The following is a 15,251-nucleotide window of genomic DNA, read 5'->3' on the forward strand; positions in this document are numbered from 1 at the left end:
CCCGGGGCCATGGCCCGGCGCGGAAGTGTTTTCCGGATGGCATCCGCGCCGGACATGCGGCTGCCCGTGACACTGACGGCGCCGGTGACCAAGACTGCCGGAGGCACGCCTTGGCTGCCGAGGTCAGCGAGGACAGGCGTGACCCTCCGCCCGGTTGCAGCAACTCATCCAGCTACGCCGGGGGCATACTTGTTCGGCGCTGGGTGTGCTGTCCGGGCCGAACACGACCAACAGCCGTAGGAGGGGCTGACAGTGCCGCACCCGTTGAACGGCATCGCCCGCCGTGCCTCGGCGGCGGAGTAGCCCGGTGCCGGCAGAATGTCGCGGTTCAGATGGCTCCGCCATTGGCGTAGAGCACTTGGCCATTGATCCAACGCCCCGGACCAGCGAGGAAGAGGACGACCTCGGCGATGTCGTCGGGGGTGCCGATCCGCCCCAGCGGCGAGCCGTCAGCGAGCCCCGCGCGGAGATGTTCACGGCCCGAAAGGAAGCCCTGCAGCATGTCCGTCTCGACGGGGCCGGGTGCGACGGCGTTGACCGTGACATCGCGGCCTCGCAATTCCCGCGCAAGCAGCAGAGTCAGCGCCTCCACTCCCCCCTTGGTCATGCTGTAGGCGGCATTGCCTGGGTTCGAGAACCGGGTCACAGAGCTGGAGAAGTTGATGAGCGCACCGCCCGGCCGCAATCTGCGGGCAGCCTGCTGGTCAACGATGAAGGTGCCACGAAGGTTGATGCGAATAACCTGGTCGAGCAAGTCGAGGTCGAAGTCGGCCACCGAGCCCATGGGCATGACGCTGGCGGCGTGCACGACCACGTCCACGCCGCCGAAAGCCTCCTCCGCCGCGTCGAAGAGCGCCGCCACCTCATCCTCTTTTGCGACGTCTGCGCGCACGGCCAGGGCCGTGCCATCCGCGGCGGTGATCTCCTTGACCGTGGCATTCGCGGCCGCGGCATCCTGGGCGTAGTTGACGACGACGGCGAGTCCACTTGCGGCGAGGCGCTCGGCGGCGCGTCGGCCTATGCCGCGCGACCCTCCGGTGATGATGGCGACGCGCTGGGCTGTGCTGGTGGCCATACGGCCTCTCCGATCTGGTGCCCGTCCTGACGACGGTCGGCGTGCTGTGCGGTTTCAGTCTCGGTTCGACAGATCGGGACTCGGAATGCTTGAAAGTCCCGAAAAGTTGCGCGAGAGTACAGGAGTGTCCTGGCGTGTCCAACTGTCCGCCCCCGCTCCCGGTGACCCGCTCAGCGAAGCTCTCACCCTCAGCGAGGCGCGGTCAGTCATCTCCGGCGGTTTCCGGGCGACGGCACCGTGGGCCCTTCAGTTCTGGCCACAGGCCCGGCTGAAGCTGGCCGCAGTCGTCTCAGGCTCCTGCTGGCTGACAGCAGACGGCGCCCGAGCTCCACTGCTGCTGGGTGCGGGCGATGTGGCCGTCCTCAACGACGTGAAGAGCGTGCAGCTCGCCTCCGATCCAGGGCTCGTACCGACTGAGGCGGCACCGATGTTCGGCCCGGGCCGCGAAACGATCGTGCAGATCACCAGCCATCACCAGGAACACGGCGCAGCACCGACGGAGCAGACGAAGGCCCCAGCCGGCCCGAGCACCGTGATCATCGGAGGCCATGTCGCCCTGAACGCCACCGGCGAAGAACTGCTCCTGGCCGCGCTCCCGCCACTCACGCGCATCAGCGCGGAAAGCACCGAGGCCCCGGTCGTCCAGTGGGTCCTCGATCGTCTCCTGCACGAACTGGCTGCCGAACGGCCTGGGACCCATCACGCGTCCCATCAGTACGCTCAACTGCTGCTCGTCGAAGTGCTCCGCTCCACGCTGACGGCCGCGACCGAGTCCTTCCCCGCCGGCTGGCTGCGCGCACTGGCCGACCCGCGCCTCGCGCCGGCCCTTCGCCACATGCATGCCGACCCTGGCCGCCGCTGGCATCTCGACGAACTTGCCCAGGCTGCCGCGATGTCGCGCACCAACTTCAGCATGCGCTTCCGCGAGGCGGCGGGCGTGCCACCACTCACCTACCTCCACCACTGGCGCATGCACATCGCCGAACGCGCTCTCCTCCACGACGAAGTGCTGATTTCCTCCCTGGCTTCCAGCCTCGGTTACGCCTCCGAGAGTGCCTTCAGCAACGCCTTCAAACGCACACACGGATATTCGCCGCGCAGCTACCGCGCGAAGGTCCACGCACGACAGCAGACGGAGGCGTCGACGATTCCCGACAGCCAGAGCGCGTCCGCCGATATTTAGCCTCGATCGTCGAGGTAACACGTGGTGCAAACGATGGTCCATCGAAGACCACCGGCCCCCGATCCGGCGTCGTCACGCACGGGACGCTACCGGCAGATTGAGCCTCCAGACGGGGTGCCGGGCGAGCCCGGCACCCCGTGAGTCCGGTCCGTTACGACGCAGCGGTGATGTCGGTCGAAGCGGCGCTGACCTCCTGCGACTCGACATCGGCGAGGCGCTCGTGGAGTGCCTCACGGATGTAGCGCTGCGCGTCGCTGCCGGTGACGAGGCGCAGCGGGGCGATCTCCTGGTCCACGGTGGCGATGATCGCCGCAGCGACCTTGGACGGGTCGCTGACGGACGGCAACGCAGGGTTTTGAATGCCGCGAGTCATGGCTGCCGGGGTGCCGTCGTAGACCGCCATCGGCGATGCGAGACGCGAGCTGCCCACACGGAATCCAGTCGCGGCGCTTCCGGGCTCGACGATGGTGACGCCGATCCCGAAAGCCGGGAGCTCCTTCGCCAACGACTCCATGAAACCCTCGACGCCCCACTTGCTGGAGTGGTAGAGCGATGCGCCAGGGTGGGTGGCCTGGCCGCCGTAGGTCGAGATCTGGATGACACGGCCGCCGCCCTGCTCGCGCAGGTGCGGCACCGCGGCGCGGACGATCTGGATGGGGCCGACGAGGTTGGTGGCCAACTGATGCTCGATCTGGTCGTCCGTCAACTCCTCCGCCGCACCGAACAGGCCGTAGCCCGCATTGTTGACGATCACGTCGATCCGGCCGAGGTCCGCGAACGCCTTCTTGACGACGGCGCGGATCTCGGCGGTGTCGGTGACGTCCAGGTGCGCGGTCCACATCAGGTCGCCGTAGGTGGTCTTCAAGTCGTCCAGCGACGACGTGTCGCGGGCGGTCGCGGCGACGCGGTCGCCCTTCGCGAGCAGCTGCTCCGTCATCTGGCGACCGAAGCCGCTGTTCGAACCGGTGATGAACCAGGTGCGCTGAGTCATGATGCCTTCTTTGGGTTTTTGACTAACTGGTTAGCCAAATCTAAGATTGGCTAACCAGTTAGTCAAGCTGCTAGGGTCCTAGCCAGGAGGAACGATGGCTGCAGAAGAGAGTCGGGCACGCATCCTGGATGCCGCGCTGGCGGAGTTCTCCACCTTCGGGGTGGCAGGGGCCCGAGTCGATCGCATCGCGAAGGCTGCGGGCGTGAACAAGAACCTGATCTACGTCTATTTCGAGAACAAGGAGACCCTGTTCTCAACGGTGCTGGGGTCGAACCTGACGAAGGTCTACGCCGACCTCGCCTTCACCCCCGAGGATCTTCCGGGCTACGCCGAGCGCGTGTTCGACTTCGCCATGTCGAACCCGGCACTGATGCGCCTGATTGCCTGGAACGGGCTGGAAGGCGGCGCCGGCAACCCCAGCACTCGAGACGAAGCCCACGCGGCGAAAGTGGCCGGCCTCGAGGCCATCCGCTCCGAGGCGAATGGCGCGGAGTTCTCGAGTGACTTCCTCCTCACCGGCGTGATGGCGCTGGCGACAGCCTGGAGCGCCGCCGGCCCATTCGGCTCGACCCTCGGCGACAGGCAGCTCGATCATGCACTGCTCCGCAGGAGCATCGCACGAGCGGTGGAGGTCCTCGCCGCCAGCTGAAGGGCTGTCCAGCAATCCCTGTGACCTGCTGCTCCTCGCCAAGTACGGCCTGCGGGTGACAGCGACGGAAGCGCACGAGTGTCCGCTGTATGGGGCGCGGGCGGACCCACCCGCCTGACCGGGCATCGCGTGCAGCAGGTCGTGGCCTCGGACTCCCCACACCGGATTCCGAGGCCTTGCGGCTGTCTGACCGTGGGCTTTGGTCATGACCGGCGGAGAATGACCCGGTGGGAAACAGGTCGTGGACCGACGGCCGGTGCGGGAAGCAGGCTGGGGTCGTCCCAGCAGAAACTCTCCACGAGGTGAACAGTCATACGTGTGTTCGTCGCCGACGCCACCGGGTTCATCGGCAGCGCGGCCGTGAAGGAGATGGGGTGGAGGCGTACCGGGGCGATCTGAACGACGTCGACGGGCTGCGGCGGGTGCCACGGACGGCGTGATCGGGCGCTGGCTGAGCAGGGACGCCGCGGCCAACCGGGGCCCGCTCCTGCGTGGCCTACCTGCGCATGCACACCGCACGCCGCCCGGACGACCCCCGCCTGCGTGATCTCCTCACCCGCATGGAGTCCCACCCCGAGTTCCAACGCTGGTGGCACGCACGCGAAGTCGCCATCCAGGGCACGGGAAACAAGATCTTCCACCATCCGGTCGCCGGCACCCTCGTCCTGGACTGGGACACCCTGACCAGCTCCATCGCACCCGACCAGCACATCGTCATCTGGACAGCCCAGCCCGGCAGCCCCTCGGAAAAAGCACTCCATCGCCTGGCGATGGCCTCGGCCACACAGGAAACCGCCAACGAGGCCCCCACACCCCCTTGCGATTTCGGTGAACGACTCCCCTCGCGGCAAGGCTTGCGCCGTCAACAGCGGTAGTCCGGGGATGCGGTCCTACGTGTGATCCGCGGACCTCGTGGACGCTCGCATGTTTCAGCGCTCGCTCTCGTCGGTTGCGACGCCCATCCCGATCCGGGTACCCGAAATCGAATCAAACAGCGACCGGGCCGTTCCTCCTCCAGCGACGCCCTCATCCCAACTGGATTGATTGAGCGCTGGCTTCATGCCTCCTGACTCAGTGAAGGAGAACCCGGAAAATACGACGAGAGGCCGCTGATCCAAGGATCCTGCTCCCTCTGACTGATGGCGTCCATACCGTGTGCAAGGGTGCAACCAGGCTGCCATGACAGGCTCCATAGAGGTTGTTCGCACACCACATCAACGCACATTGACTCGCGGGTAGGTACTATCCGGCAGCAACCCCCGATACACGAGGAGCGGCTGTCGTGTCCAACAACAACACCATTCAGGACCGGTATGCGACGCGTCTCGCAGAGGACCTGGACAACAACGCCAACGAACAGGAAAAGGTCCGCGTGCAGTTGGCGGACCTCCAGAACCAGCTGGCTCAGCTCGAACAGGAGCGGGCGTGGCTGACCCAACTGCAGGGAACCGTGGCCGGCACGCAAAGCGCGGCTGCGCCGGAGCAACCAGCAGGTGAAGCGATCACCGGCGACAGCACCTTCGAGCCGAAGGTAACGCCTTCGGCTCAGCCGGTGCCCCGTCCGCGCGGGCGCAAGAAGCCGTCCGAGGAGCCGGCGGCCCGCAAGGCCGGGAAGAAGGCCATGGCCTCCAAGGACGGCCGGAAACCCACGTCCGCTGCCTCACGATCCGGCGCGGAGCCGACACTTCGCAGCCTGGTCGCGGACATACTGGCCGCGAGCAGCGAACCGCGTATGGTCAGCGAGTTCGTCGACACCCTGGCCAGGCAACACCCCAGCCGGGCCACGCCAAGCGCCCCTGTCGTGCGCAACGCCTTGGAGTCGCTGGTAGCCAAGGGCCTCGCCGAGCGTGCCCGCCAACAGGGCAGTGTCTTCTACAGCCCCGTCGTGTCGGCAGCGCCCGACGCCGGTAACGCGGTGGAGGCAGCAGCCCCCGAGGCCGCGGAGCCCGTCCCGGCGACGGCCTGACCTCGTGCGCCTGTGGCAGGAGGCGGTGCGTCTCCTGCCACAGGCGTAGGCGCGACCATTGCGGAACCGCTGTCGAGGAGCAGTGCACCCGGCCCCAAGGCCGTCCACATCGCCATAGAGCCCTCGATACCTGGCCCGTCAGCGGGTGTCGTTTGTGGCACCTGTGGATGAGGACCGGGATCCGCTGGCCGGCCTTCTTCCTGGTAGCCGCGGAGTTCGGTCAGATCACTGATGATGTGCGCATAGGCTGGTTGCTGGGCAGGCAAGCAGACAGACAGCAGATCCGGCAGCGCTGCTGGGCAGATGTCTGGTGAGTGGCTTGCTTCAGCGCCAGCCCGGTTCAAGACCAGCTGCCTCCCTGCCCGTCGTAGATCTCCACGCAGGCGCGGTAGGCGTTGCTCGATCCGACCATCTGGGTATAGGCGGCATAGGGGGGAGGCATCCGCCGCGTAGGTCGCTCCACCCCGGATCTGGATCTTGAACCGCCAGCTGCTGTTCGCCTTCTGGATACGTGCCCAGGCGGCGCTGCACCGCGTGGAGTTGCGTAGTTCGACCTCGGGTCCGCCACCGGCTGGGGTGATCCGGTCGATGACCTTGGCGCCGGAGCCGCATCCCTCTCCGCACGTCGCACGGATTTGATCTTGATAGCCATCCGAGCAGTCCGCTCACAACCGCGGCGCCTGCACATCACTCCTCTGCGTGAAGACTGACAGGTGCTTTCACCCTGGTGACCTAATCGAGTTCCGGGCCACCGCAAGGTGCGGGCAGCTCACCGTTCGTCGGTGGCTGCCGCGCGTGGACGCAATCCGCAAGCCGTCACCGTTTCGCGGCTTCTTCGATCTGCGGTTGCCCAGTACCGGCAGCGCGCCGCTGTGGGGCTGCCGCAGCTTTCTCACGTGGCTTTTTACTGACGGCTTCAAGATCAATTCAGCTCCCTGCTTCAGCGAGGAGCATGCGAGTGCATCAGGCGATCCCCACGGACCGACGCTACGGTGCGGCACCAAAAAGTCGCCCTCTGTAGCGGCGAGGATTACTCAGTGCCGGTTGAGCGGTCTGAGGCGATCGGTGTAGCTAGGGGCTGGTGCGGCTGCGTCGTTTGCGACGCGGGCAGGTATAGGTCGGAGGTGCTCACATGCCCAGCGGTGAGGCGCTCGCGCTCGTCGACGAGGCGGGCCAGGTGATCGAGTGGGAACGCGCAGCCGAGGAGCTGTTTGGGCGCTCTGCCACGGAAACCATCGGACGGTCCGTGACTGCTCTCATGCACGAGTTCTCCACAGACGAAGGAGGGCGGCACGGAGGCGTAGCCGAAGCGGCCACGGTCGTAGTCAAGCCCGTCATGCAGGGTACTGCTGTGGTGTGGCGAGTCCTCGCGGCAGGACATCCGTCGACAGCCCGGGATACCGCGATTTTGACGGCTGTGTTCGATCATTTGCCTGTGGCGCTGTACATCCTCGACGAGCAGTTGCGCATCGTCCGGACGAGCGCAGTCGCCGAAACAACCAGCGACACATCCACGGAAAGCTTGCCAGGCGGCACTTTCCCCGAGGTCTGGGCATTGAGGGGCGCCGAGGAGGAAACCGCTGTGGCGCGCCGTGTCCTCGAAAGCGGGGAGGCTGTGGTGAACCGGCTCGTCCGCCGGAGGCACCCTTCAGGCCCGCCTGATTACCGCATCTATGCCGTTTCGTACTTCCGCCTGGAAGACTCGTCCGGAAGCGTACAGGGGCTCGTGGCCTGCACGCTTGACGTGACTGAGCGTGAAAAAGCCAGTGAACACCGAGCCCTACTGGAGCGGGTCCGCGCGAATGTAGGACACCGCCTGAGCGTCATGGACGTCAGCTGGGAGCTGGTCGAGGCCGTGGTGCCCGCCTTCGCCGGGACCGCAGCTGTCGAGGTGGTCGCGGAGGTCGTTCGCGGACAGGACCCTCCACGGACTCCGGTCAAGAAGGTTGTTTCGCTGCATCAAGCGGCCATCCGGGGCCGGATTTCGGCGAGTGGCACAGTTCACTCACTACCTGCCGGCACTCACACTGCCCGCATCCTGTCTGACCCCCAAGCCCGCCTGATGTCTGTCGAGGAAGCGTGTGCGTGGGCGGAGCCGGAACAGGCAGACGAGATCCGGCGATCCGGTGCTCATTCTCTGATCATGGCCCCATTGATTGTTCGAGGTCAGCTACTTGGGATGGTCAGCTTCTTCCGTCACGAGGGGGAAGCACCCTTCGACGAGGGCGACCTCGACACGGCGTCCGCGATCGGCGCACATGCCTCACTGTGCATCGACAACGCCCGCCGGTACATGCGCGAGTGGATCATCGCTTCCACCATCCAGAGCAGGATCCTCCCACCACAGCCCGACACCCAGGCCACCCTGGAGGTCCGTCATCTGCACCTCCCTGGCATAGAAGGCGGCGGCGCCTGGTCAGATGCAATCGCACTCCCCAGCGCGCGCACTGCACTGATCGTCGGAGACGTGGCCGGCAAAGGCATCCCTGCGGCCATCACCATGGGGCTCTTGCGAACAGCCATCCATACCCTTACTGCTTTGGACCTACAGCCCGACGAACTGCTAGCCCGGTTGAGCGATACAACGGCGCGTCTCGTCGCCGCGCGCGCCGCCTTGCCGCCTGTCGATCCGCTACATCGCGAGCCTCTCACCGCCAGCTGTGCCATTGTGATCTACGACCCCGTAGACCTCACCTGCACCACCGCATGTGCTGGGCTTCCTGAATCTTTCGCGATCTTTCCCGACAGCACCTCAACCGGTCTCTTGGCGCAGTCTGGACCTCAGCTTGCAGCACGCGACACTGCACCCATTCCCGCTACGACCACCGCATTGCCCGTGGGAAGCACAATCGTGATGAGTACGACCGCCGAGGCATCGACGTCGGCTGGCTCACTGCGCCCACTGCTGGAATCTGCTGGTGCGGGACCGCTCGTGGCTTTGTCAGACGCGCTCGCTCAAGAGCTCGGAGATGGCCCACTTCCTGCCGAAACCGCGATGCTGCTTGCCCGTACCAAGGCACTGCCCGCGGACCAAGTCCTCACTCTTGCCTTGCCGGAGGGCCCTGACGCGGCGCCGATCGCTCGAGCGGCGGCTCGGCGGCAGCTGGAAGTATGGGACCTTGACGCGGAAATCGTCTACACCAGCGAACTCATCATCAGCGAATTCGTTGGCAACGCCATCCGCTACGGCAGTCCCCCGCTGCGACTCCGCTTGATCCTGGACCAGACCCTTACTTGTGAGGTCAGCGACGGTGCGCCAAGTTCTCCGCATGTCAGGCATGCCCGTACTCTCGATGAGACCGGGCGGGGGCTCTTCATCATCGCGAGTCTCGCCGATCGATGGGGCACCCGCTACCACGCTGACGGAAAGTCTGTCTGGGCAGAGCAGTCGGTCAATGGTGCCAGCGGGTTGCCGTCGTAAGCCAGCGTGTGCTGAGCACACTCGGCTACGGCCTCAGGCACCAGTAGAGGGCGCGACTCGCGGAAGCATCCGGCTCTCGCCTCCCGTCCCGCGCCTGAACTGCGACGTCCAGTCTTGCGAAGCCGACTCGTAGAGGCGCTTCGTCACGCGGGCCCCTGGGGATGTCCGCCACCCTCAGGCGCATGGTTGCGCTGCCAAAAGACCGGCGCGAGGATACGCAGGCAGGTCGAGCGGTAGTTGCGGGTGCCGTCACGCGCGCCGGATGATCAGCACAGCCGCGTCGTCGATGTGGTCCACCGCGACCATGGCGTCGAGGATTCGATCAGCGGTCTCCCCGGCGTGCAACCCATCGTGGGCGGCTTGCGCCGCCAGCGACGCGACTCGCTCCAGCCCGGCTTCCAGCGTCAGACTCGGGCCTTCGACCACGCCGTCGGTAACCATGATCAGCGCGGCATTCGTGTCCAGGGTGAAAGTTCCCTCACCGTAGACGGCGTCGGGTAGGACTCCGAGCACCGGGCCGCCCGGCAATTCACGGATACTGTGGCTGCCGTCGTCGCATGCGTACAGCAACGGCACATGGCCCGCGCTGGAACCGGTGACCTGTCCGTCGCAGGGGTCGATATGCAACAAGGTGCAGCTGGCAAATCGCGCCGCGTCCATCGTGATGAGCAGCTCGTTCGTGCGCGTCAGCACGGTTGCAGGGTCCGGTTCGCAGGCGGCGATGGCACGCATAGAGGCACGCACCTGTCCCATGGCTGCGGCGGCGTTCACGTCGTGCCCCTGGGCGTCACCGATCTCCAAGGCGACCGCGCCGTCGGGCACGACGAAGGCGTCGTACCAGTCTCCGCCTATATCCAGCCCGTCCCGGCTCGGTCGGTAACGGGCGGTCACTTCCAGGCCCGGGAGGTGCTTCGGCAGCGTGGGAAGCATGGTCTCTTGGAGCGCCACGGCCAACTCCACTCGAGCTTCCCGAGACCTGACGCGCCTCAGCGCCTGGCCCGCAAGGTCGGCCAGAGTGGTCATGAGGGCGCGCTCATCCGGCGACGAGTCATGCTCGCCGTCGTAGGTCACCGCCCAGCCCCCGAGCGGCTCACCGCCGACCGGGCTGAGGGAGGTGATCGAGACGGCGCAGCCGGATTCGAGCTGGTCGAAGTACGGCACCATGGCTCCGTGCGGCCAGCGGCGTAGGTACTCCTCCTGGTTGCGCATGAACTGTGGCTTGCCCGTTCGGATCGCGTAGGGCAGTGGGCTCGGATCGTCCAGCGACACGCCGTTTACGGCGGCCACCAGCATCGGTATCCCAGCATCAGAGGAGACGCGCAGACGGCCTTCGGCGACGAGCGCCAACGCAGCGCCGGTGCCCCCAAAGGTCGCGGCGAGGCGTGTCAGGAGGACCTGCTGTACCTCTCGCTCTGTGCCCGCAGTGATCAAGGCGGAGGAGAAGGCCGCTATCTCGGCAGCTCGCTGCCGCGCAGCACTCAGTGCGACCAAAGCTTTGCGTCGGCGTGCTTCCCGTTTGGTGTCGTCGCGGATCACACCGAAGACCCGCAGAGGGCCGCCATACCCCAGCTGGACTCGACGGGTCTGGCAAGCCAGAAGGTGCCAGCCATCACGCTCGGTGAAGAACCTCAACCTGATCCAGGGGGACTGGGCGGCGGTCGAACGCACGAGCCGCCGTAGAGCCGCCCGGTCATCAGGATGTACTCGCCGAACCACGCTGGACACCGATACGGAGGCTTCCGGGAACAGCATCGCCAAGGCGGGTGCGCCACCCAGCCACTCCAGCTGCTGCTCCTGGGGTGAATACATGCACACACCGAGGTTGGCGGCCTTGGCCGCCAACCGGAACGGGATCACAAGACTGCCCAGGTCGTTCCCCGCGTTCAACGAGTGCACCCACAGCAGCTTCTCGCCGTCCGCAGGATCCCTCGTCAGACGCGCCTCGACCAGGCAGACCAGCCGTGCTGCACCCGGCCCGGGGAACTCCAGCACGCGCATCACGACGGTCATCGTCGTGGCGGCGTGGGTCACGAGGCTTTCGACCGCAGTCAGCTGGCTTTCGGGCAACAGATCACCCAGGTTGCGACCCACGCACTGCTCCGCCGGCCTGTCCAGTACCTTTGCCATGGCCGCGTTGAGGCTGTGGATGGCACCGTCCAAGGTCAAGAGAGCCGAGGGGGTAGCCCTTCGGAGGAGATGGTCCGAGGCGTCCATCGGTGGCTCCCTGACACTCAGCGAAACCGCTTCTTCAACCATTTTCGCGCGTTTTGCTCCATGATCTCAGCAAACGGATTCCCCGCCCGCGAATGTCGCGTAGCGACGTCAGGGAAAGACCTGCCGAGAGCGCGGCGTTACCGTGCCGTTTTCGGCGGGAGGTCGCGGCCGACAAGCTCATCAAAGTGGCCGAGCACCTGGTCGGGTGGCAGATCGAACGGCGAGACGTTTCTGGTCCGCGGTATGCAGCCGGCCACCGTCGCGGCAGTCCTCGGGATGCGGTCTCAGGATCGGATGGCGCTCGTCCGCGGATGCGCTCAATTGAGCACGACCATCTTGCCGTCCGCCCGTCCGGCCGACACCCTGGGGAAGGCGGCCGTGGCGTCCCGCCACGGCGGCGGTTCCAGCTCACGTCGATGAGTAACTGGACGCCCACAGTCCGGGATGGTCTGAGCGAGAGCGCGGTGGTCATCGTGGACTCGGTCGCTCTCGCCGCAGCAGACCAGCAGAAGGTCGTCGGGCACGCGCAGCCCGTAGTGGCGGGGGGCGGCGAGCAGGTCGGTGCCGTTGCATTCGAAGAGGCCGCCCTCACTGATGGGTGCAACCTGCCAGTACGCGGTCTACGACCTCACCACCCGCCGGTGCACCATGACACGGGCCGGGCACCCGAACCTGCGATGATCGACCCGCACGGCCAGGTGACCTTCTCCGACCTTAAGCCGACGACTGCGCCCCCTTCCACCACCCATCGCAGATCGTAGGACGCTCGGTAGGAGGGCGGCCAGAAGGAGCAGAAGCGGCCATTGTTGTCGACGGACCAGGTGCCTTCCGTCTGGCGACCCGCCTCGAAGTAGGAGGTGCTTCCGTCGGGTCGGAAGGTCTGGGTCGTGCCATCGCCGTAAGCCAGGCGGCCCGCGGTGACAGCGGTGGGGATCTGGTCAGACGGCACGATCGTGCCGTCTTCCGGGTCCAGGCTGTCGATGTTGCTGTTCACTGTGCCGTCCTTCTTCCGGGCCCGACGGTGCCGTTGCTCGTGCGGTCCAGGGGTGTCTTGAGTCTTCTGGTTCAGTGCGGCGGAAGACGACCCCATTGGAGGGGATCGTCTTGGCCAGCTCCGCTCCGAGGGGGTGACTCGACCGCTTGGGCGCTGCAGCACGTGAGCGCTTTCCGTATGGCTGTATACGGCATTGGCTGGGGCCTGCTGGCCCGAGCCGCAAGGCGCGGCGCGCCGTGGCGTTCGGCCTCCGAGGCCCCGTCCTGGTTGCCGCTCATCGGCTCTAGGCGGCGTCCTCTTCCGTCGTTTCGAAGACGCTCAGGTACTGGCCGTAGCCCTCCTGCTCCAGAACCTCCAGGGGGATGAAGCGCAGCGAGGCGGAGTTGATGCAGTACCGCAGCCCTCCGCGGTCGCGGGGCCCGTCCGGGAACAGGTGCCCGAGGTGGCTGTCGCCTTCAGCCGACCGTACTTCGACACGGACCATGCCGTGGCTGGTGTCGGGCTTCTCGACGACGTGGCCTGACTTCAGAGGCACTGTGAAGCTGGGCCAGCCGGTCCCGCTGTCGTACTTGTCGACCGAGGCGAAGAGGGGCTCCCCGGACACGATGTCCACATAGATACCAGGTGCCCTGTTGTCCCAGTAGGCGTTGGAGAACGGGGGCTCCGTCCCGCCTCGCTGGGTCACACGGTATTGCAGGTCGGTGAGCTGTGAGATGCGCTGTGGGCTCTTGCTGTACTCCGGCATGCCTACCTCCCAGACGGTGCTGGAGTGTCTCGTCTGCCCTATTTGCGTCATGCATCACCCGGACTCTTACCGTCTCGCAGCTTCTGACCACCACGTCAACGGTCTGTCTGCGCCACCGCAACCTGGTCCGTGACGAGAGCGGGCGGATGTGGGTGATCGATGCGTGGGTGCCGCTCACGCGGCGGACCGGGGACCATGATCCCGGCCCCGGCCCCGGTCCGGGAGCGGATGGCGATCGCCACCGCAGAGGACCACAATTGCACCTACTGCCTGTCCGCCCACACCTGCATAGGGGCGGGTGTCACCACGGGCGGCGCAAGGGAACTGCCCGCCACGCGGTCCGCCGACCAGCGCCGCCACGCTGCTGTTTCTGGCCCGCATATTGCCCGCGGCCGCATCGGCGAGACACAGCCCAAAGCCGCCCGGGCCATGGGCGTCACCGGCGCCGAGATCGCCGACCTCGTAGGCAATCCCGCGTTGAACATCCTCACCGACTACCGCCCTTTCCTCGCCGACACCAAGACCGAATGGCCGCTCGTCCCCCCGCATGCCGCCGCTTGACCGACGTCCCCGCCAGGCGCGACCGACCGGGCCCGCCGGGCAGTGTCACCACGTCCTCGACCGTCATCAGACACTCCTAGGAATGCGAGGAACAACATGAGCGAATCGCGCGAAACCCAAGCAGGCGTGCGTTACGACGTGGTCGTACTGGGTGCCGGCCCGGCCGGTGCCAACGTCGCCGACCGCGCCCGTGCCGCCGGTCTCTCCGTAGCGGTCGTGGAACGGGAACTGGTCGGCGGTGACTGCGCGTACTGGGCGTGCGTGCCCAGCAAGGCGCTGCTGCGGCCGGTCATCGCGCTCGCCGACGCCCGTCGCGTGGACGGTGCCCGGCAGGCCGTCACCGGTCGGGTCGACGCCGATGGCGTCTTCGCCCGTCGCGACCGCTCCGTCCACGACTGGGACGACACCAGACAGGCGCTGTTCCTGAAGTCCATCGGAGCCGACCTCTTCCGTGGCCACGGCCGTCTCGATGGGCCCCGACGGGTGAGCGTCACCCGTGACGACGGCGTCCGGAAGACCCTCATGGCACGGCACGCGGTGGCCATCGCCACCGGTAGCCGGCCGGCGTTGCCCGACATCCTGGGCATCGCCGAGGCCCGTCCCTGGACGAGCCGGCAGGGCACCGAAGCCGGCAGCGTCCCCACTCGCCTCGCCGTCATCGGCGGCGGCGGAGTCGGCATCGAGATGGCCACTCTCTGGCAGGGCCTCGGTTCCCAGGTCACGCTGCTCGTCCGGCGCCGCTTGATCCCCCGCATGGAACCCTTCGCCGGCGAACTGGTGGCTCAGGGATTGAGAGAGGCGGGGGCGGACGTGCGAATAGGTGTCCAGGTCACCGCCCTGCGCCGCCAGGACCCGCAGGGGCCGGTCACCCTCACCCTCGACGACGGCGGCCGGCTGGAGGTTGACGAGGTCTTGTGCGCCACCGGCCGCACGCCCGCCACCGACGATATCGGCCTGGACACGGTCGGCCTCACCCCCGGTTCCTGGCTCGATGTGGACACCACCTGTCTGGTGCAGGGCGTCGACGGCGACTGGCTGTACGCCCTTGGCGACGTCAACCATCGTGCGCTGCTCACCCATCAGGGCAAATACCAAGCCCGGACTGCCGGCGACGCGATCGGTGCCCGCGCCGCAGGTCGCCCGCTGGACGACACGCCCTGGGGCGACCACGCCACCACCGCCGACCAGCACGCCGTACCCCAGGTGTTCTTCAGCGACCCCGAGGCGGCCGCGGTGGGCCTGAGCGCCGAGCAGGCGGAACGCTCCGGGTACCGCATCACGACCGTCGACCTCGACTTCAACGTCGCCCAAGGCGCCAAGCTCTACGCCGATGGCTACCAGGGCCACGCCAGGCTGGTCGTCGACCTCGACCGGGAAGTCCTCCTCGGAGCGACCTTTGTCGGCCCCGGCGTCAGCGAGCTCCTGCACTCGGCAACCGTCGCGGTCGCCGGG

General features: G+C 66.8%; 12 protein-coding genes and 1 pseudogene. 7 read left to right on the forward strand and 6 right to left on the reverse strand.

The genetic code is table 11. The features are described from left to right. Positions 1-328 precede the first annotated feature (328 nt). Positions 329-1,075 carry an SDR family oxidoreductase gene (locus CHF15_RS34995; protein ID WP_089227934.1) on the reverse strand — a complete coding sequence of 249 codons (747 nt, stop codon included), beginning with the start codon at positions 1,073-1,075 and terminating at the stop codon, positions 329-331. A 124-nt stretch (positions 1,076-1,199) separates the two neighbouring features. Here CHF15_RS34995 and CHF15_RS35000 point away from each other — a divergent pair, with 124 nt between their 5' ends. After that, on the forward strand, positions 1,200-2,258 hold the full coding sequence (locus CHF15_RS35000; protein WP_245939192.1) for an AraC family transcriptional regulator: 1,059 nt from the start codon (positions 1,200-1,202) through the stop codon (positions 2,256-2,258). A gap of 151 nt (positions 2,259-2,409) precedes the next feature. Here the strand turns inward: CHF15_RS35000 and CHF15_RS35005 are convergent, their stop codons facing one another. Further along, positions 2,410-3,249 carry an SDR family oxidoreductase gene (locus CHF15_RS35005; RefSeq protein ID WP_089227936.1) on the reverse strand — a complete coding sequence of 280 codons (840 nt, stop codon included), beginning with the start codon at positions 3,247-3,249 and terminating at the stop codon, positions 2,410-2,412. Positions 3,250-3,343: 94 nt separating this feature from the next. Here CHF15_RS35005 and CHF15_RS35010 point away from each other — a divergent pair, with 94 nt between their 5' ends. From CHF15_RS35010 to CHF15_RS35025, 4 genes are all read left to right on the forward strand, one after another. After that, on the forward strand, positions 3,344-3,898 hold the full coding sequence (locus CHF15_RS35010; RefSeq protein WP_089227937.1) for a TetR family transcriptional regulator: 555 nt from the start codon (positions 3,344-3,346) through the stop codon (positions 3,896-3,898). Positions 3,899-4,389: 491 nt separating this feature from the next. Beyond that, positions 4,390-4,773, forward strand: a complete 384-nt coding sequence (locus CHF15_RS35015) for an MmyB family transcriptional regulator (protein ID WP_245939193.1) — start codon at positions 4,390-4,392, stop codon at positions 4,771-4,773. Between the two features lie 407 nt (positions 4,774-5,180). After that, positions 5,181-5,864, forward strand: a complete 684-nt coding sequence (locus CHF15_RS35020; protein ID WP_089227938.1) for a hypothetical protein — start codon at positions 5,181-5,183, stop codon at positions 5,862-5,864. A 1,132-nt stretch (positions 5,865-6,996) separates the two neighbouring features. Next, on the forward strand, positions 6,997-9,285 hold the full coding sequence (locus CHF15_RS35025; RefSeq protein ID WP_089227939.1) for a SpoIIE family protein phosphatase: 2,289 nt from the start codon (positions 6,997-6,999) through the stop codon (positions 9,283-9,285). A gap of 249 nt (positions 9,286-9,534) precedes the next feature. On the opposite strand, the gene CHF15_RS35030 is transcribed toward CHF15_RS35025, so the two are convergent. From CHF15_RS35030 to msrB, 4 genes and pseudogenes are all read right to left on the reverse strand, one after another. Continuing rightward, complete coding sequence (locus tag CHF15_RS35030) at positions 9,535-11,541, reverse strand: SpoIIE family protein phosphatase (protein ID WP_089227940.1); 2,007 nt, start codon at positions 11,539-11,541, stop codon at positions 9,535-9,537. A 370-nt stretch (positions 11,542-11,911) separates the two neighbouring features. Continuing rightward, positions 11,912-12,083, reverse strand: a pseudogene (locus CHF15_RS46050) (LacI family transcriptional regulator); the annotation flags it as partial. A 44-nt stretch (positions 12,084-12,127) separates the two neighbouring features. Beyond that, a complete protein-coding gene (locus CHF15_RS46815; RefSeq protein WP_245939194.1) occupies positions 12,128-12,493 on the reverse strand; it encodes a hypothetical protein in 366 nt (121 codons plus the stop codon). Positions 12,494-12,776: 283 nt separating this feature from the next. Then, positions 12,777-13,238: a peptide-methionine (R)-S-oxide reductase MsrB gene (gene msrB, locus CHF15_RS35045; protein WP_089227959.1), complete on the reverse strand. Its 462-nt coding sequence runs from the start codon at positions 13,236-13,238 to the stop codon at positions 12,777-12,779. A 228-nt stretch (positions 13,239-13,466) separates the two neighbouring features. On the opposite strand from msrB, the gene CHF15_RS35050 reads away from it, so the two are divergent. Both CHF15_RS35050 and CHF15_RS35055 read left to right on the forward strand, forming a co-directional pair. Next, entirely contained in the window at positions 13,467-13,799 is a 333-nt protein-coding gene (locus tag CHF15_RS35050) for a hypothetical protein (RefSeq protein WP_143681710.1), read from the forward strand. A 96-nt stretch (positions 13,800-13,895) separates the two neighbouring features. Next, positions 13,896-15,251 (forward strand): dihydrolipoyl dehydrogenase family protein (locus CHF15_RS35055; RefSeq protein ID WP_089227960.1); only part of this gene is annotated, 1,356 nt, incomplete at its 3' end.

Origin of the sequence: Actinacidiphila glaucinigra, assembly GCF_900188405.1 — a bacterium.
Taxonomy (GTDB): Bacteria; Actinomycetota; Actinomycetes; order Streptomycetales; family Streptomycetaceae; genus Actinacidiphila; species Actinacidiphila glaucinigra.